Consider the following 17,011-nt stretch of genomic DNA (forward strand, 5'->3'; position numbering starts at 1 on the left):
CGCAGCGGGATCGACTACCAGTTGGCCGGCTCCGAAACGACCTCGTAGACGCCCTTGAGGTTCACCATGCGGGGCAGCTCGCTCTGGTTGATGACGATGCCGAACTCCTTCTCCAGGGCGGCCAGGATCTCGATGGCGCGGAGCGAGTCGGCGTCGTGGTCCTCCTTGAAAAGGCTGACCTCGGTGACCTCGTCCTCCTCGATCTCGAGAATGTCGCAGACGATTTCCTTGATGGTTTCGAGACGCTCATCGCGCGTAGCAGTCGTCACGCTTTTTCTCCTTCTCGGATGTGCCTGCGCATTCGCGCGGCACAGTTACTCGCACTGGAATGGTGCGGTGGCGGGTTCTTTTCTCACAACGACGGGTGCAACAACCTGCCATCGCCGCCGCTGAATTCAGGATCCGGCGTATTCCGCCGGGTGGAGCTCCCCCGGAACCCGCAGCAACGCCTCGGCGAGGGAGGCGGCCGCGTCCGCCGCCGAGGAGCCCAGCAGCCGGTCGGGAGTCGTGGGCATGCGGGCCGCCCGGCCGGTCAGCACGAGGGCCGCGGCCGACGGCCCGGCCCCGGAGCGGACGGGCACGGCGTAGGAGATGGCGCCGGGCGCCATGGGGTCGGGTCCGTACGCCCAGCCCCGGCGCCGTACGCCGGAAAGGTGCACGGCGGAGAAGCGGGCGCGCAGCAGCGCCTTGTACAGCTCCTCGGGCTCCTCCCATGCGTACAGCACCTGCGCGGCGGGCCCGGCGGAGGCCGGGCGGGCGGCGCCGGCGGGAGCCGCGTCGGCCACCGCCGCGCCGTCCACGGAGGAGGCGACGCAGACCTGCAGGCCGCCGCGCCGGCGGTAGAGCCGGGCGTCCAGTCCGGTGTCGGCGTGCAGTTCGGCCAGCACCGGGCCGGCGGCCGCCGCGAGGCGGTCGTGGCGGGCCTCGACGGCGAGCGTGCCGAGCCGCGGGCCGAGCACGAAGCGGCCCCTCAGATCACGGGTGAGCAGGCCGAGCCGGTCCATGGCGATCGCGATCCGGTAGGTGGTGGGGCGCGAGAGACCGCTGTGCGCGACCAGCTCGACCAGGGTGGCCGGCCCCTTCTCCACGATCTCCAGCAGGACGGACGCCTTGTCCAGCACGCCCACCCCGCACATCGGCCTGGGCCTTGCCGCGGTGCTCACCGCTGCGCCACCAGCCGTGCGCGGATGTCCCCGATGAGCGCCGCCCGCTGGTCCACCAGGTAGAAGTGGCCGCCGGGCAGCACCTTGAGCTCGAATCCGCGCGGGGCGAGTCCGGACCACGCGGCGACTTCGTGGGGCGCGACGTCCGGGTCGCCGTCGCCGACGTAGCCGACGACCGGGCAGGGCAGGGCGGTGCCGGGCCGCGCGGTGTAGCGGGCGACGGCGGTGAAGTCGCCGCGGATCGCGGGCAGCACCAGCTCGCGCAGGGCCGGGTCGTCGAGGAGGGCGGAGTCGGTGCCGCCCATCCGCCTGATCTCGGCGACGAGCTCGTCGTCGGTGCCGAAGGCGGCGGTGCGCGGGGTGAGCAGGTGCGGGGCCTTGCGGCAGGAGACCATGAGCAGGGCGGGCGCGGCCTCGTACCGCTCCGCGAGGCGCAGGGTGATCTCGTACCCGAGGGTGGCGCCCATGCTGTGGCCGAAGATCGCCAGCGGGGCGTCCAGGTAGGGCGGGAGTTCGTCGGCGATGGCGGCGGCGAGCCGCTCCAGCTCCGTCCAGGGTTCCTCGGCGATGCGCTCCTGACGGCCTGGGTAGCGTACGGCGAGCACCTCGACGTCGTCGCCGAAGGCGTGTCCCCAGTCGTGGTAGAAGCTGGCGGAGCCGCCGGCGTGCGGCAGGCAGAGCAGCCGCATCCGGGGCGCGGCCCCGGTGGCGAATCTGCGCAGCCATCTGCTCTCGGTGCCAAGTGGCATGGTGCGTGGTCTCCTTGTGGGCGTGGCGGGCGGTGGTCAGGCCGCGGCGGCCGGGCTGTCCAGGGACACCACCTCGGTGCCCGGGGCGATCCGGCGGATCAGCCCGGCCAGGGTGCGTCCGGGGCCGAGCTCGACCAGGCGGCGGCAGCCGAGCGGGCCGACGAGGGTGCGCACGCTGGGCTCCCACAGCACCGGCGAGGTGAGCTGGCGGGTGGCGAGGCCGGGCCAGTCGGCCCCGCCGCCGTACGCCTCGGCGTCGGCGTTGGCCACGACCGGCAGGTGCGCGGGGGCGAACGGGGTGTGTTCAAGGGCGGTCCGCAGGCTGTCGGCCGCCGCGGCCATGTAGGGGCTGTGGAAGGCGCCGCCCACCGTGAGGCGGATCATCTTGGCGCCGATCGAGGGGGCTTCGGCCTCGATGCGGTCGATGCCCTCGGCGGATCCGGAGACCACCGTCTGGCCGGGCGCGTTGACGTTGGCGACCCATACGTCGGGGCCCTCGGCGCGGACGCGGTGCGGCGACCTCGTCGAGCGGGGCGGCGACCAGGACGCCCATGGTGCCCGGCCGCTCCTCGGCGGCGTGCCGCATGGCCCGGCCGCGGACGGCGACCAGCGCGGCCGCGGCCCCGACGGTCAGCGCGCCGGCGGCGGTCAGGGCCGCGTACTCCCCGAGGCTGTGGCCGGCGCAGGCGGCCGCCGGGCCGCCGAGCGCGTCCCGGCGGACCGCCTCGGCGTGGGCGACGACGGCGACGGTGAACACGGCGAGCTGGGCCAGGTCGGTGCGCCGCAGCCGGGCGTCGGACGTGTGCAGCAGCAGGCGCGGGAGGTCTTCCCCGGTGACGTCGGATATCTCCTCGGTGATTTTCCACGAAGGGGTGTCCCGCCAGGGCTCGCCCATTCCCTCCCGCTGCGTTCCCTGCCCTGGAAACACCAGACCGGTCTGCCTCTGATCCATGGATCCGCCTTCCGCACCGAATTCACCGGGCGCCCGGGGATCCGCCGTCGCGCGTTTCCCGCGACGTACGGATCCCCGCGCGCCGGTGGCATGCAGGTCGGGGGTGTCTCCATGCCACCGGGAAGGAGTTCGAGAGCTCGCCGGAGCCCGAATCCCTTTCCTGGCGCCATACAACGGGGGGCACCCGGCGGGCGGCAACAGGGGTTTCAGGAAGCTGCCAGCGGACCTCGCGCGGGCGGCGCCACGGCAGGAGACGGCACGGAAGGTGACTGCATGTCAGGTGACGGTACGGCCCCGGGAAGGGGTCAGGCCCGGGGGCCGGCGCCGGGCGGCCCCGCCGCTGGCAGGAGTCCGAGCTCGGCGGCCCGCACTCCCGCCTGGAAGCGGGACTGGGCGCCGAGCAGCGCCATGATCTCCGCGACATGGCGCCGGTAGGTGCGCACCGAGACGGTGAGCTCCCGGGCGGCCACCTCGTCGGTGACGCCCGCCCGCAGCGCGCCCAGGATCTGCCGGGCCAGCGCGGCCCGGTCGCGGTCGCCGAAGACGATCCGCTCTCCGGCCGGCACGGCGTTGCGCCAGATGCTCTCGTAGAGGGTGCCGAGGGTGTTCAGGATCTCGGGCGCCCTGATCATCGACGCCCGTACGCCGGCCGCCGACTCGGCCATCACCAGGGCCGCGGTGCCGTCGACCAGCAGCGCCTGGAGCGGCGGGACCCGGGCCACCCGGATCGCCACCGGCCGCTCGAGCGCGAGCTGTTCGCGCACGAAGTCCTCGTCGATCATGGCCGGGCTGGTCAGCAGCCGGACCGACACCCCTTCGCCCGCGGTGTAGATCAGGCGCCGTTCGGCCTGCTCCCGGCGCGGCGACTCCTCGTCCGCTCCCGGGAGCCGGGAGTCCACGATGTCGATGCTCCGCACGGCATCCCGGATGATGTCCCCCGCGGCCCGCAGTACCGGCCCGTAACCGCCGTCGACCGTGGTGATCTGCTGGGCCCGCAGACTGCGGTCCCGGTGGATCGCCACAGTCGACTCGATCAGGGCCCGTACTTCCAGGAGCGCTTGTTCCAGTTCGTCCTCAGCCCCGTTGGGCATGTCTCGCTCACCATTCCCCGTTGGTGTTCATATCGCCCTGCGGCCCGCCGCAGCGGGCCGCAGTCTTCCCCGTGTCGCTGCCCGGCTACTCCGTCAGCAGTCTCAGTTCCACTGCCCGCACTCCGGCCTGGAAGCGGGAGGTGGCGCCCAGTTCGCGCATGATCTCGGCGACATGGCGCCGGTAGGTGCGCAGCGACACGTTGAGCTCGCGGGAGGCGGCTTCGTCGGTCTGGCCGTCGCGCAGCCGCTCCAGGATCCGGCGGGTGAGGTCGCTGCGCAGCTTGGGGCTGAGCGCCAGGTGGTCTTCGAGCCTGCGGCTGCGGGACCAGGCACCGGCGAAGAGCAGTTCGAGGGCGCGTACCGCCGCGGGGTCGTGGACCAGGGTCGCCTGGCCCGTTGCGTTGCCGGCGGCCGCCCGCACCAGCGCCGCCGCTCCGTCGACCACCACGATGTCGCGCAGGTCGGCTCCGGACACCCGGACCTCTAACTGTCCGGCGCAGTCCCGGGTGAGCGCGGCGAGCGACTCGTCCGCGACGTCGGGCGCGCACAGCAGGCGTACCGCCAGGCCCGGTTCGAGTGTGGTCAGCGCCTTGCGGGCGATCCGGTGGAAGGCGTCTGCGCTGGTGACCGCGACGCAGACCGCGTGGCGGGCGCCGCGGACGAGTTCCTCGACCGCTTCCGCGACCACGGCCACGTCCGTGTGCGGGGCCGCGGGGCCCTTGGCCGGGCGCCTCCGGTTGAGGGAGACGGTGGACTCGATCAGGGCCCGGGCCTGGAGCAGGGTCTGTTCCACATGCGCGGCGTGGTCCGTCGGCGGCGTCTCGTCCAGTTCTTTCACCACTTCTTTCGCCCAAACGACCCGATCACGGCACCGATCACCGACTTCCCCCTTGACTCACCATGATCTGCCGCCGCCGAACCCCAAGTTTCAACTATTTAGTCGAGAAATCTCAGGCGTCTTTCGAGCAGCGCGCAGGACCCGACCCTAGTTCGCCGGTTCGGAACCGGTCAACAAGATCCCCGGCGAAACATCAGACAGTCCCGGCATATGTCAACCCCTCATTTATTCCGCCCCCCGGGAGGGAATTATCCAGCGCGCTGGCAACAAGCTGCCCCCGTGACCCGGAAGGAAATCCGCCCCTTCCGCTTCCACTACCGGACGCGATTTCGCCATCACCGTCCGTGGCGACGGTGTCCGGTTGCGGCCAACTGTGCGCAGCGCGAGGCGGCCTCAAGTGGCCTTCGAGCCTACTGTGAAGCCCGTGACAACAAGCCACACGGGGATGATCGAATTCACCGACACGCCGCTCTTCGAATCCACCGACGCGGTGGTGTGGTGGTGGCCGGTACCTGCCGGGCAGTACCGGACGACCGACTTGGAACTACTTGACGGCAGCGAGTTGACACGAGTTCACAAGATGAAATCCGAGCGGGCGCGAGCTGAGTTCATCACCTGTCGCGCAGCCGTACGCCGGGCGCTTTCCGATGTGTTTCGGCCATCCGCCGCTGAGATAGTGCTGGGCCGGACCCCCTGTCCGGGATGCGGCAGCGAGGAACACGGACCGCCCGCCGTGCTGCACCCGGCGACGTCCGCGCGGATCAGCATCGCGCACACCCAGGGCCTGGGCATGCTGGCCCTCTCCCCCTTCCGGGTGGGCATCGACGTCGAGCGGGTCCGCGCACTGGACGTCGCCGAGGTCGAGGCCCCAGTCCTCACGGCGGCCGAGCGCCTGGCCGTACGCGCGCTGCCCGAAGGGCCGTCGCGCACCGCGGCCTTCCTGCGCTGCTGGACCCGCAAGGAAGCCGTGTGCAAGGCCCTCGGGATCGGCATCACCACCGATCTGACCGCGCTGGAGAGTCACGGCTGGACCCCTGGGCCCGCGCACACCACCACGACGGCCCTCGACTCCGTGCGCACCTGGCGGATGGCGGACGTACCGGTTCCGGAGGGCTGGACGGCCTCGCTCGCGCTGCCCGCGGGCGCCGACCGGCCTCCGTCGGTACGCCGGCTCGGCTAGATCCTGTCCGGCACACCGGCGGCGGCGCTGCCGCCCGGCCGCTCACGCAGTCCCCGTCACCGGACCACGTCCCGTGCCACCGGAGCAGTCCCTTCCCCCCACCCTTTCCAGGCGTCGCCGAGGCCCGGCCGCGGCACGCCCTTCGAGGCAGGAGACACACGACCGTGAACGCCCTGCAGAGCCCAACCAGCCCCACCGGCCCGTCCCACGCGACGAGCCCGACGAGCCTGACCGACCTGCTGCTCACCGCCGCCGCCCGCCACCCCGGCTCGGGTCTGCGCCACTGCACCGGCACGGCGGACGCCGGGTTCACCGACCAGAGCTACCCCGAACTGCTGGACCGCGCCCGCCGGATCCTGACCGGGCTGCGCGCCCGGGGCCTGCGCCCACAGGACAGGATCGTACTGGTCCTGGAACGCTCCGAAGAGTTCCTGACCACATTCTGGGCAGCCGTACTCGGCGGCTTCATCCCGTGCCCAGTGGCGCCGCCGGGCGGCGACCCGCAGGACTGGGCAGGCCGGCTCGGCCATGTCGACGCGCTCCTCGGAAAGCCGCTGACGGTCACCGGCTCCGCCCTCGCCGGGCACCTGCGCGAGGCCGGCGGCCTGCGGGTGGCCGCGCTCGATGAGCTGTACGGGGAGCCCGCCGCCGACCTGCACCACGCGGCCCCCGAGGACACCGCCCTCCTGATGCTGACCTCGGGATCGACCGGCAGTTCCAAGGCGGTGATGCTCACTCACGGCAACCTGATCGCGTCCATGGCCGCCAAGAACGGGCACCACCGGCTCGGCCCGGACGACACCACGCTGAACTGGGTCTCCTTCGACCACGTGGCCGCGCTCCTGGAATGCCACCTGCTGCCGCTGTACACCGGAAGCCGGCAACTGCACGCCCCCGCCCCCGTGGTGCTCGCCGATCCGCTGGAGTTCCTGCGGCTGGTCTCCCGGCACGGCGTGACCATGACCTTCACGCCCAACTTCCTGCTGGGCCTGATCAACACGGCCGCCGACCGGCTCACCGCCTCCGGGGAACCGCTCGGCCTCGGCCGGCTGCGGCAGATCATCAGCGGCGGTGAGGCGGTGGTCGTCGCCACCGGGGAAACGTTTCTGGACCAGTTCGCGCCGTACGGTCTCGCCCGGGACGTGCTGTGGCCGGCGTTCGGCATGACGGAGACCTGCGCGGGCAGTGTCTACTCCCGCAAGGCCTTCCCCGAAGCCGACCGCGGCGCGGAGTTCGCGAACCTGGGCACCGCCGTCACGGGCCTGGGCATGCGCGTCGCGGACGGGGAGGGCCGGCCGCTGCCCGAGGGTGAGGAGGGCGAGGTCCAGTTCACCGGTCCCATGGTCACCCCCGGCTACTACGGCGACCCGGGGGCCACCGCGGCCGCCTTCACCGCCGACGGCTGGTTCCGCAGCGGCGACCTGGGCCGCATCGACGGGGGGCGCCTGAGCCTGTCCGGCAGGACCAAGGACAGTGTCATCGTCAACGGCGTCAACTACTTCAGCCACGACATCGAGGCCGCCCTCGAACAGCTCGACGATGTCTCCCGCTCCTACGTCGCGGCCTTCCCCACCCGGCCGGCCGGCAGCGACACCGAGCAGCTCGTCATCGCCTTCCGTCCCGATCTGCCCGACGGGGACGAGGCCGGCCTGCACCGGGTGCTCGCCGCCGTCCGCAGCACCGTGGTGATGCGGTGGGGCTTCCGCCCCGCCCTGGTCCTGCCGCTGGCCGGCGAGGACTTCCCCAAGACCAGCCTCGGCAAGATCCAGCGCTCGCTCATGCGCGCCCGCCTGGAAGCGGGTGACTACGAGGCCCCGCGGCGGGCCGTGGCCGACCTGACCCTGCGCATGCTCGGCGGCTACAGCGCGCCCGAGGGCGCCACGGAGCAGGTGATCGCGGAGATCTTCGGCGAGATGTTCGACGCCGACCCGGCCACCGTCAGCGCCACGGCGAGCTTCTTCGACCTCGGCGGCACCTCGCTCGACATCCTGCGGCTGCGCGCCAAGGTGGCGCAGCGGCTCGGTGTCACCGGCCTGGAGGTCATCACCGTACTGACCGCGCCGACGGTACGCGCGCTGGCGGCCCGGCTCGCCGCGCGCACCGCGCCCGCCGACCGCCCGTACGACCCGCTGGTGCCCATGCAGACCAGCGGTGCCAAGACCCCCCTGTTCTGCGTGCACCCCGGAGTCGGCGAGGTCCTCGTCTTCGTCAACCTCGCCCGGTACTTCACGGGCGACCGGCCGTTCTACGCCCTGCGCGCCCGCGGCTTCAACCAGGGGGAGAAGCCCTTCGTCTCCTTCGAGCAGATGGTCGACGCCTACGTGGACGCCATCCGGGCCCGGCAGCCGCACGGGCCGTACGCGGTGGCCGGCTACTCGTACGGCGGCGCCGTGGCCTTCGAGATCGCCAAGATCCTCGAATCCCAGGGCGAGCGCGTCGACTTCGTGGGCAGCTTCAACCTGCCGCCGCACATCAAGTACCGGATGGACGAGCTGGACTTCGTGGACACCGCGGTCAATCTGGCGTTCTTCCTGGAGCTGATCGACAAGAAGCAGTCCGCCGAGCTGCCAGACGCCCTGCGCCACCTGTCCCGCGAGGCCCAGGTGGCCCGTCTGATCGGGCTGGCTCCTGCGGACCGGATCGCCGAACTCGACCTGGACGAAGACAAGTTCGGCGCGTGGGCGGACGTGGCCAACACGCTGACCGATCTGGGGCGAGACTACGAGCCGAGCGGCCGGGTGCGGTCGATGAGCGTCTTCCACGCGATACCGCTGCGCGGCACGAGGCGGGACTGGCTCGACAACGAGCTGCGCCGCTGGGACGAGCACACCGACGGCCCCAACCGGTACCTGGAGGTACCGGGCGAGCACTACACCCTGATGAGCCCGCGCCACGTGGCGGCCTTCCAGGCGATTCTGCGGCGGGAACTCGACCGCTCGCTGGCCGAGGCCGACGCGATCGCGGCCCGACGGTAGGAAGAGAACCAATGACGGGGGACGACACCATGAAGGGCAAGAAGATCCTGATCACCGGCGGCACCGGGCAGGTCGCCCGGCCGGTCGCCGAGGCGCTCGCCGAGCACAACGAGGTCTGGTGCATCGGCCGGTTCGGCGCGCCGGGCGTGGAGCGCGAGCTGAACGACCGGGGCATCACCACCCGGCAGTGGGACATGGCCGACCACTCGGAGGAAGCCCTCAAGGGCGTTCCCGAGGACTTCACCCACGTACTGCACAGCGCCGTGCACCGCGGCGAGGACGGCGACTTCAACGCCACGGCCGAGATGAACGCGGTGGCCACCGGCCGCCTGATGGTCCACTCCCGCACCGCCGAGGCGTTCCTGTTCGTCTCGACGGGCGCCCTGTACGCGCGCCGGACCCTGGATCACGCGTACACCGAGGACGACCCGGTCGACGCCTCCGCGGCGTGGCTGCCCGCCTACCCGATGGGCAAGCTCGCCACCGAGGGCGCGGTGCGCGCCTTCGCCCGGGTGCTGGGCCTGCCCACCACCATCGCGCGCCTCAACATCGCGTACGGGCCGGGGAGCTACGGCGGCGTCCCGATGCTCTACTTCGAGCGGATGCTGGCCGGCCATCCGATCGCCGTGCCGCTGGAGGGCCAGAACTGGTGCTCCCTCCTGCACACCGACGATCTGGTGGCGCAGGTCCCGCCGCTGTGGCGGGCCGCGTCGGTCCCGTCGACGCTGGTCAACTGGGGCGGCGACCAGTCGGTCGGCGTCAGCGACTGCATCCGCCACATCGAGGCGCTGACGGGCGTCCGGGCCGTGCTCGTACCGAGCGAGGTCACCCGGGAGACCTACCGGTTCGACCCCGCGCTGCGCCGCCGGCTGACCGGCCCGTGCCGTGTCGACTGGCGGGACGGCATCGAGCGCACCCTGCGGGCCCTGTATCCGCAGCACATGGGGCACCGAGAAGGGACGAGGACGGCGTGAAGACCGGTATCGACGGCAATCTGGCCCTGGTCCGGCGCGCCTACCGCGCCTTCCACGACCGCGATGTGGCGGGCCTGCTCGACACCTTGGACCCGCAGGTGGAGTGGGTGCACCCCGACGGCATGGCCGTCTACGGCCTCGGCGGCACCAAGCACGGCCACGCGGGCGTCCGGGAGTTCCTGTCGCGGGTACCGTCCGTCCTGGGCGGGATGCGCCTGGAGCCGCAGGAGTTCGTGGCGGCCGACGACCGGATCGTGGTGTTCGGCGTCCGGCAGGTGACCTCGGTCCGCGGGACGACACGGACCCTGCCCTTCATCCACTCCTGGACCCTGCGGGACGGGATGGCCGTACGGATGGAGGACGTCTTCGACACGGTGGCCTTCCAGCAGCTGATCGAGAGCTGATCCGCGTCGGCCCCCCTGCCAGGGGGGCCGACGGCTTCAGGCGAGGCACCGCGGACGGCGGCCGTGGTAGACGGCCATCTCCTCGAACAGGGCGCCGATGTCGAGCGGGACCCCTTCGGGCAGCCCCTGCTCCTCCGCGTACCCGCGGTGCAGGTTGGGGAGCAGGCGCTCGGTGTCCAGCAGTCCGGCGTACGGGCCCAGGTCGGTGGCGCGCGCCAGCTCGATCGGGCTCGCACCGGCGGCGACGCCCTCCTTGGCCAGCCCCTGGATCCAGCGCAGGTACGCCTCGTTGGCGTCGAGGATCTCGGGGCCGCCGACCGGGCCGTGGCCGGGGACGAGCGTGGTGGCGCCGAGGGCGCGCAGCCGGTCCAGGGCGCGCAGGGAGCCCGCGACCGAACCCATGACGCAGAAGGGCATGACGCCGTTCATCGCGAGGTCGCCGGTGAACAGCACGCCCTGGTCGGGCAGCCAGACGACGGTGTCGTCGATGGAGTGCGCGGCCGGGCCGATGTGGACGATCTCGGCACGGATCGGGCCGACGTGGAGCGTCATGCGGTCCTGGAAGGTCAGTTCCGGCGGGGTGATCTCGATGTCGCCCCAGCAGACGTCCGGCCACAGGCCGGCCATGTGCAGCCCCGCCGTCCCGACCATGGCGCGGGTCCGCTCGTGGCCGACGGTCAGTGCCTCGGGGAAGACGAAGTTGCCGTAGGTGTGGTCGCCGTGGAAGTGGGTGTTGACCACGGCGTGCGGCGCCCGCGGCGCCAGCCGCAGGGCGGCCCGGCGCAGTGTACGGGCCCGGGCCTCGGTGGCGGCGGTGTCGATCAGTACGCTCCGGGCCCCGTCGGTGAGGATGCCCGCGTTGTTCAGGCACCAGCCGCCGTCGGGCTGCACGTACGCGTGGACGCCTTCGGCCACCTCGGTGACATGCACGGGATACCCCTTTCAGGTGTCAGGCGGGAAGGTACGGGCGCACCCGGCGGGCGGTGGCGGCCACGGCGGCGCCGACGGCGAGCACGGCGCTGCCCATCAGCAGGAAGTAGACGGACAGCGGGAGTACCGCGGTCAGCCGGAAGAGCTGGCCGCCGAGCACCACGCCGACCGCGGCGAACATGCCGTTGAGGGCGAGGAAGCGGCTGGTGAAGCCGGGCGGGGCGACGGCCGCGGCGAGCGCGAGTCCGGCCGGGGCGAGGACGATCTCGCCGAAGGAGTAGAGCAGGTAGACGCCGATCAGCCAGGCCGCGGAGACCGTTCCGTCCTGGGCCAGCAGGGCGGCCGCCGCCATGACGACGAAGCTGAGGCCGGCCGCGCCCAGCGCCGCGGCGAACTTCGTGGTCACCGGCCCGCGCAGCCGCGTCACGAACGGGGCCATCAGCAGTACGAACAGCGGGTGGACCGACTGGAACCAGCTGGCGGGAACGTCGAAGCCGAGGACGGCGCGGTCGGTGTGGCGCTCCGCGAAGAGGGCGAGCACCGAACCGCTCTGCGCGAAGATCATCCAGAAGGCGGCGGAGGCCCCCATCACCCCGGTGAACGCCGAGAGCCGCTTGCCGTCGACGGGGGTCCGACGGCGCAGCGTGCGCAGGTAGAGGAACGGCAGGGACAGGGTGGACAGGCCCAGCAGCGCCAGCACGGCGGTCAGCGGCAGCGCGCCGGCGGCGACCGCGGTCACGGCGGCCGCGGCGACGGCCAGGCCGACGGCCGCGCGCCGCAGGGCCGTACGGGCCTCCTCGCGCGAGACGGGGCGCACCGGGGAGCGGCCGACGTCGTCGAAGGCCCGCAGCCCGATGCCGAACTGGGCCAGGCCCGCCGCCATGCCGAAGGCGGCCGCGGCGAATCCGAGGTGCCAGGCGACCTTCTCGGCGAGCAGTCCGGTGACGACGGGGGCGAGCAGCGCGGAGACCTGGATGCACATGTAGAAGCGGGAGAAGGCCGCTTCGCGCTTCTCGGCGCCGCTGACGGCGGCGACCATCGCGGCGAGCGAGGGCTTGGCCAGGCCCGTACCGGCGACGATGAGGGCGAGTCCGGCGTACAGCGCGGGTGCGCTGGTGATGGACAGGACGGCGTGCCCGGTGGCGATGAGGGCGCCGCCCAGGAGCACGGCCCGGCGGGCGCCGAGCACCCGGTCGGCCAGCCAGCCGCCGGGCAGTCCGGCCATGAAGTTCAGGGACATGTACGCGGCGAAGACCGCGGTGGCGGTCTGCGAGGCCATGCCCAGGCCGCCGTCGGCGGGGGCGGCGGTGAGGTAGAGGACCAGGATCGCGGCCATCCCGAAGAAGCTGAACCGCTCCCACAGGTCGACGCCGAGCAGCGTGACGAACGCCCGCCGCGCCCTCGGCCCCGGCAGGGCGCCGCCTTGCGCGGCCATGGGCGGCACGTAGATCCGCTCGGCGGTCGGGGCGCCGCTGAGGTCGTGCGACCGGGTCGGGCTTGCCACGGCAGTCTCCTTCGGGCGGCTCGGGCGCTGGCTCCCCATCCTGCGGAGCCGCACTCGGCGGCGGGTCGCGCCGCCCTGGAGACCCGGTCCAGACTGAGCCCGCCGCGCCCGCGCCCCCTAACCTGTCGGTGTCGAGCTGCAAGGAGAGGGGCAAGGCCGTGTCACGTGACGCTAGCCCGGAGCCACCCGCCACCTCGGTGGCGTTCGGCCAGAGAGTCAAGATCCTCCGCACGCGCCGCGGGCTCACCCGCGAGCAGTTCGGCGGCCTCCTCGGCAAGTCGGGCTCGTGGACCAGGGCGATCGAGGAAGGACGGCTCAAGACGCCTGGTCTGGAGACGGTTCTGAGGATGGCCGACCTCCTGCACGTCCGGGACCTCTCCGACCTCACAGGAGATCAATCGGTACGCGTCGCGCTCTTCACCGGACCTGGGCATGCCCGCCTGGCCGCTGTGAAGGCCTCGGTGGACGCGCTGGCCCTTGCTCCGGCCCGCGCGGCGCCGCCCACAGCCCACTTGCGGGCACGCCTCGACCAGGCATGGGCGGCCCGTCACTGCGCGCCCGACCACCGGACGGTGATCGGCGACCTGCTTCCGGACCTGATCCGGGACGCGCAGCTCGCGGTACGGCAAGCGGACACGGGGGCCGACCGACGGGCCGCGCAGGCCCTGCTCGGCGAAGTGTTCGCGCTCACCCAGTTCTTCGTCGCCTACCAGCCGGATGCCCCGCTGCTCTGGCGCGTGGCCGATCGCGGCATGGTGGCCGCGCAGGACTCGGAGGACCCGCACGCGATCGGCGTGGCCGCGTGGATGGCCGCGCAGGCCCACCGCGAGCGCGCGCACTTCGATGCGGCCGACGCGGTCACCGGGGAAGCGCTGGCGTTCTTGCGGCCCCTCCTGCCGGACGCCGCCGAGGGCGTCGTCGCCATCGCCGGAGCCTTGACCTACGAGGCCGGCTACACGGCCGCCCGCCGGGCTCGGACCGGCACCGCCTGGCGGTACTGGGACCAGGCCCGCGAGATCGCCAGCCGTCTCGCGCCCGGATACTTCCACCCCATCACCAGCTTCGGCCAAGCCATCATGGGCGCGCACGCGGTGACGATCGCCGTAGAGCTGCGGGCCGGCGGCGAATCGGTCCGACAGGCCTCGGCCGCCGACGCGGGGACGATTCCCTCCCGCCCGCGACGTGCCCGGCACCGGATCGAGGAGGCCCGCGCCTACCAGCTGGACGGGCAGCCGGAGGTTGCTCTGGCGACGCTGGAGAAGGCGCACGCGGCCGCCCCGGACACCATCGCCTACAACGGCTACGCGAAGACGATCATCCTGGAGGAGGCCGAGTCGCGGGTGTCCCAGCGCCGTCGGCGAGCTTCTGAACTGGCCGTGAAGGTGGGCATTCTGGCGGCCTGACGAGGACGCACATTTTGTGCGCTCGCCCGGACGGCCCCGCTCCTACCGTCGTCGTAGCACCAGCAGATGACGGTAGGGAGTTCACCCGTGACCAGGCGCACCATGGCGGATTGGCTGGCCGGCAGCCACGCCCGCCCCGAACAGGTCCGCGCCGAATGGCGCGAGCGGGGCATCGCCGTCCTCCCGATCGGGAGCGCGTTCGACGCCGTTCGGCTTCCGGAGCAGCTCGTGCACGCGGCGGTCGGGGATCGCGCCCTCGGCCAGGCGTACACCGATTTCGCCCTCGAAGTGCACCTCGACGGACCTGTCATCCACGACGGCCACGGTCGGAACTACTACGCCCTGGTCCCGGCGGGCACGGTATCCGCATGGCGGTCCGCCGCCGGAGCCGAGTGCCTCGGCCTCGGCACGCACCTCGGCGTACCGGCCCTCGACGTCCACGAGTACGGCCCCACCCACCCGGTCTACTGGGCGGCCGTCGGACCGCGACCCGCCTACTGCGACCCCGCGTCCGTGGCGCTCCTCGTCCGCATCGGAGCCGCTCGCCTCGCCGAGGCCGCCGAGGCCGTCCAGTGAGCGAAGCCTGCCGCCAGGCCCTGTACGTCGTGATGACCGTCGGGCTCCTGGCCGCGGTCGTCCTCGGAATGCGCTGACTCCGCACCGGAGGCATTGGTGCTGCGACCCCGCATCCGTCGCACTCGCACTCCTCGTACGCATCGCAGCCGCCCGCTGGTGCCGCCCTGGAAACCCGGTCCAGGAGCCTTTCACCCCCGGTACGGGAAAGGCACTTCACCACCCTCTCGCCTGCGGGCGGGAAGGTTGCTTTCGTCATTCCCCCGTCACCGAACGGGAGTAGCGTTCTGGGTGTCGAGGCCAGAAACGGAGTGTCCCGTATGCCCGAGCAGTACGACACCGAGCCCGCCTTCCAGACGTTCGCCCACCGTGCCAGAGCGGCCCGAGATCGGGCGGGCCTCACGCGGCCTGTGGCCGCCGGTCTCGTCGGTCGCTCCGCAGAGTGGGTCAAAGGAATCGAGACGGGCGCCATCGGAATGCCCCGCCTCCCCATGCTGATCCGCATGGCCACGATCTACGAGTGCGACATCGCTGACCTGACCGGCGACGAGCGGATCTCGGCCGCCACCTACACGAAAGCGGCACACTCGTCCTTGCCTGCCATCAAACGGGCCCTGACCACGTACCGGCTCACCCCGTCCGGTACAGAGCCGGAATCGGCCGAGGTATTGGCAGCCCGCGTACGGCAGGCCTGGAAGCTGTGGCACAGCGAGGGTGGCCACCGGTCCCGCGTCGCAGCCTTGCTGCCGGATCTACTGGCCGACACCCAGCACTCTGCGCGCGCTCTGGAGGGCGCCGAACGCCGCCGGGCGCTCGTCGTGCAGGCGCAGGTGTACCACCTCACGCAGCTGTTCTTGGCGTTCCAGCCCGAGCCGGAACTGATCACGCTGTCAGGGGACCGGTCGATGACCGCAGCGCAGGATGCCGATAGCCCCCGCGCGATGGCGGGCGCCGCCTGGTACGTGAACCACGTCTATCGAGACGCCAACGAGGCCGCCGACGCCCGCGTGGAACTGGCCGAGCAGGCGGCGTCGCTGCTACGGCAGGAGGAGCCGGAGGACCTGGCGCGCTGGGGCCTGTTGCAGCTCGCGGTTGCCCTGTCGTTCGCCAAGGTCGGCAAGGCCGGGCTGGCATGGCGATACTGGGACAGGGCCAAGGACGCCGCCTGCAGACTGGGCGACGACTACGCCCACCCGTGGCTCATCTTCGGGCGGGGCGTGGTCGACGCCTACGCGCTCGCCATGCACCTGTCCCTGGTGCAGCCTGGCCAGGCCGTCGAGGTGGCGGCAGGCCTCGACCTCAGCGCGGTCCCGTCGGCCACCCGGCGCTCCTTCCACCTGATCGAGGCAGCGCGCGCATACGGCATGCACGATGAGGGTGTGGCCGCCGTGGCGTTGCTCCAGAAGGCGCATCGGGCGTCGCCCGAGACCGCCAGGTACAACACGTACACGCGGATGGTGTTGCCGGAACTGGCCAAGGCCGGGCCTCGGATGGTGCGTGAGGACGCCCGGGAGCTGGCACTGGAGCTGGGCATCTCCGCGTGATCGCCTAGCGGGTAGGAATCCTGTCCCCCGACGAGGGGGTAGGGACCTTACCTCCCATCAGTTCCGGTCGCTCCTACCGTCGTCGTAGCACCAGCCGATGACGGTAGGGAGTCACCCGTGACCAGGCGCACCATGGCGGATTGGCTGGCCGGCAGCCACGCCCGCCCCGAACAGGTCCGCACAGAATGGCGCGAGCGGGGCGTCGCCGTCCTGCCGATCGGGAGCACGTTCGATGCCGTTCGCCTTCCGGAGCAGCTCGTACACGCGGCGGTCGGGGATCGCGCCCTCGGCCGGGCGTACACCGATTTCGCCCTCGAAGTGCACCTCGACGGACCTGTCATCCACGACGGCCACGGTCGGAACTACTACGCCCTGGTCCCGGCGGGCACCGTTTCCGCATGGCGACCCGCGGCCGGAGCCGAGTGCCTCGGCCTCGGCACGCATCTGGGCGTACCGGCCCTCGACGTCCACGAGTACGGCCCCACCCACCCGGTCTACTGGGCGGCCGTCGGACCACAGCCCGCCTACTGCGACCCCGCGTCCGTGGCGCTCCTCGTCCGTATCGGAGCCGCTCGCCTCGCCGAGGCCGCCGAGGCCGTGCAGTGAGCGAAGCCTGCCGCCAGGCCCCGTACGTCGTGATGACCGTCGGACTCCTGGCCGCGGTCGTCCTCGGAATCCGCTGACTCCTGCCCCGACCGGGCGGGAATCCTGCACCATTCAAAGAGCGATGG

At 72.2% G+C, this 17,011-nt stretch carries 16 protein-coding genes and 1 pseudogene; 8 read left to right on the top strand and 9 right to left on the bottom strand.

The features are described from left to right. Window positions 1–14: 14 nt before the first annotated feature. The 7 genes and pseudogenes from OG429_RS40695 to OG429_RS40725 all read right to left on the bottom strand — a co-directional run bounded on the left by OG429_RS40695 (window position 15) and on the right by OG429_RS40725 (window position 4,793). Window positions 15–269 (bottom strand): acyl carrier protein, encoded by a 255-nt coding sequence (locus tag OG429_RS40695; protein ID WP_328930670.1) that lies wholly within the window; start codon window positions 267–269, stop codon window positions 15–17. 126 nt (window positions 270–395) lie between these two features. Continuing rightward, on the bottom strand, window positions 396–1,163 hold the full coding sequence (locus OG429_RS40700) for a helix-turn-helix domain-containing protein (protein WP_328930671.1): 768 nt from the start codon (window positions 1,161–1,163) through the stop codon (window positions 396–398). Further along, window positions 1,160–1,912, bottom strand: a complete 753-nt coding sequence (locus OG429_RS40705) for a thioesterase II family protein (RefSeq protein WP_328930672.1) — start codon at window positions 1,910–1,912, stop codon at window positions 1,160–1,162. The genes OG429_RS40700 and OG429_RS40705 overlap by 4 nt, the downstream gene beginning before the upstream one ends. 36 nt (window positions 1,913–1,948) lie before the next feature. After that, window positions 1,949–2,362 carry an ACP S-malonyltransferase gene (locus OG429_RS40710; RefSeq protein ID WP_328930782.1) on the bottom strand — a complete coding sequence of 138 codons (414 nt, stop codon included), beginning with the start codon at window positions 2,360–2,362 and terminating at the stop codon, window positions 1,949–1,951. Window positions 2,363–2,519: 157 nt separating this feature from the next. After that, window positions 2,520–2,864, bottom strand: a pseudogene (locus OG429_RS40715) (acyltransferase domain-containing protein); the annotation flags it as partial. A gap of 305 nt (window positions 2,865–3,169) precedes the next feature. Then, complete coding sequence (locus OG429_RS40720) at window positions 3,170–3,955, bottom strand: LuxR family transcriptional regulator (protein WP_328930673.1); 786 nt, start codon at window positions 3,953–3,955, stop codon at window positions 3,170–3,172. Window positions 3,956–4,040: 85 nt separating this feature from the next. Beyond that, on the bottom strand, window positions 4,041–4,793 hold the full coding sequence (locus OG429_RS40725; protein WP_328930674.1) for a helix-turn-helix transcriptional regulator: 753 nt from the start codon (window positions 4,791–4,793) through the stop codon (window positions 4,041–4,043). Window positions 4,794–5,526: 733 nt separating this feature from the next. Here OG429_RS40725 and OG429_RS40730 point away from each other — a divergent pair. From OG429_RS40730 to OG429_RS40745, 4 genes are all read left to right on the top strand, one after another. Beyond that, window positions 5,527–5,973 (top strand): 4'-phosphopantetheinyl transferase family protein, encoded by a 447-nt coding sequence (locus OG429_RS40730; protein WP_328930675.1) that lies wholly within the window; start codon window positions 5,527–5,529, stop codon window positions 5,971–5,973. Window positions 5,974–6,137: 164 nt separating this feature from the next. After that, on the top strand, window positions 6,138–8,948 hold the full coding sequence (locus tag OG429_RS40735; RefSeq protein WP_328930676.1) for a non-ribosomal peptide synthetase: 2,811 nt from the start codon (window positions 6,138–6,140) through the stop codon (window positions 8,946–8,948). Window positions 8,949–8,977: 29 nt separating this feature from the next. Next, window positions 8,978–9,922 carry an NAD-dependent epimerase/dehydratase family protein gene (locus OG429_RS40740; protein ID WP_328930779.1) on the top strand — a complete coding sequence of 315 codons (945 nt, stop codon included), beginning with the start codon at window positions 8,978–8,980 and terminating at the stop codon, window positions 9,920–9,922. A gap of 8 nt (window positions 9,923–9,930) precedes the next feature. Next, window positions 9,931–10,326 carry a nuclear transport factor 2 family protein gene (locus OG429_RS40745; RefSeq protein ID WP_328930780.1) on the top strand — a complete coding sequence of 132 codons (396 nt, stop codon included), beginning with the start codon at window positions 9,931–9,933 and terminating at the stop codon, window positions 10,324–10,326. A 36-nt stretch (window positions 10,327–10,362) separates the two neighbouring features. On the opposite strand, the gene OG429_RS40750 is transcribed toward OG429_RS40745, so the two are convergent. Both OG429_RS40750 and OG429_RS40755 read right to left on the bottom strand, forming a co-directional pair. Further along, complete coding sequence (locus OG429_RS40750) at window positions 10,363–11,256, bottom strand: MBL fold metallo-hydrolase (RefSeq protein ID WP_328930677.1); 894 nt, start codon at window positions 11,254–11,256, stop codon at window positions 10,363–10,365. Window positions 11,257–11,275: 19 nt separating this feature from the next. Then, on the bottom strand, window positions 11,276–12,760 hold the full coding sequence (locus OG429_RS40755) for a peptide MFS transporter (RefSeq protein WP_328930678.1): 1,485 nt from the start codon (window positions 12,758–12,760) through the stop codon (window positions 11,276–11,278). Window positions 12,761–12,918: 158 nt separating this feature from the next. Here OG429_RS40755 and OG429_RS40760 point away from each other — a divergent pair, with 158 nt between their 5' ends. The 4 genes from OG429_RS40760 to OG429_RS40775 all read left to right on the top strand — a co-directional run bounded on the left by OG429_RS40760 (window position 12,919) and on the right by OG429_RS40775 (window position 16,886). Then, window positions 12,919–14,163, top strand: coding sequence for a helix-turn-helix domain-containing protein (locus OG429_RS40760; protein ID WP_328930679.1), 1,245 nt, complete (start codon window positions 12,919–12,921; stop codon window positions 14,161–14,163). 87 nt (window positions 14,164–14,250) lie between these two features. Further along, window positions 14,251–14,739, top strand: a complete 489-nt coding sequence (locus OG429_RS40765; protein WP_328930680.1) for a hypothetical protein — start codon at window positions 14,251–14,253, stop codon at window positions 14,737–14,739. A gap of 317 nt (window positions 14,740–15,056) precedes the next feature. After that, a complete protein-coding gene (locus tag OG429_RS40770; RefSeq protein WP_328930681.1) occupies window positions 15,057–16,280 on the top strand; it encodes a helix-turn-helix transcriptional regulator in 1,224 nt (407 codons plus the stop codon). Between the two features lie 117 nt (window positions 16,281–16,397). Continuing rightward, window positions 16,398–16,886, top strand: a complete 489-nt coding sequence (locus OG429_RS40775; RefSeq protein WP_328930682.1) for a hypothetical protein — start codon at window positions 16,398–16,400, stop codon at window positions 16,884–16,886. Window positions 16,887–17,011 lie beyond the last annotated feature (125 nt).

It is taken from the genome of Streptomyces sp. NBC_00190 (assembly GCF_036203305.1).
Taxonomy (GTDB): Bacteria; Actinomycetota; Actinomycetes; order Streptomycetales; family Streptomycetaceae; genus Streptomyces.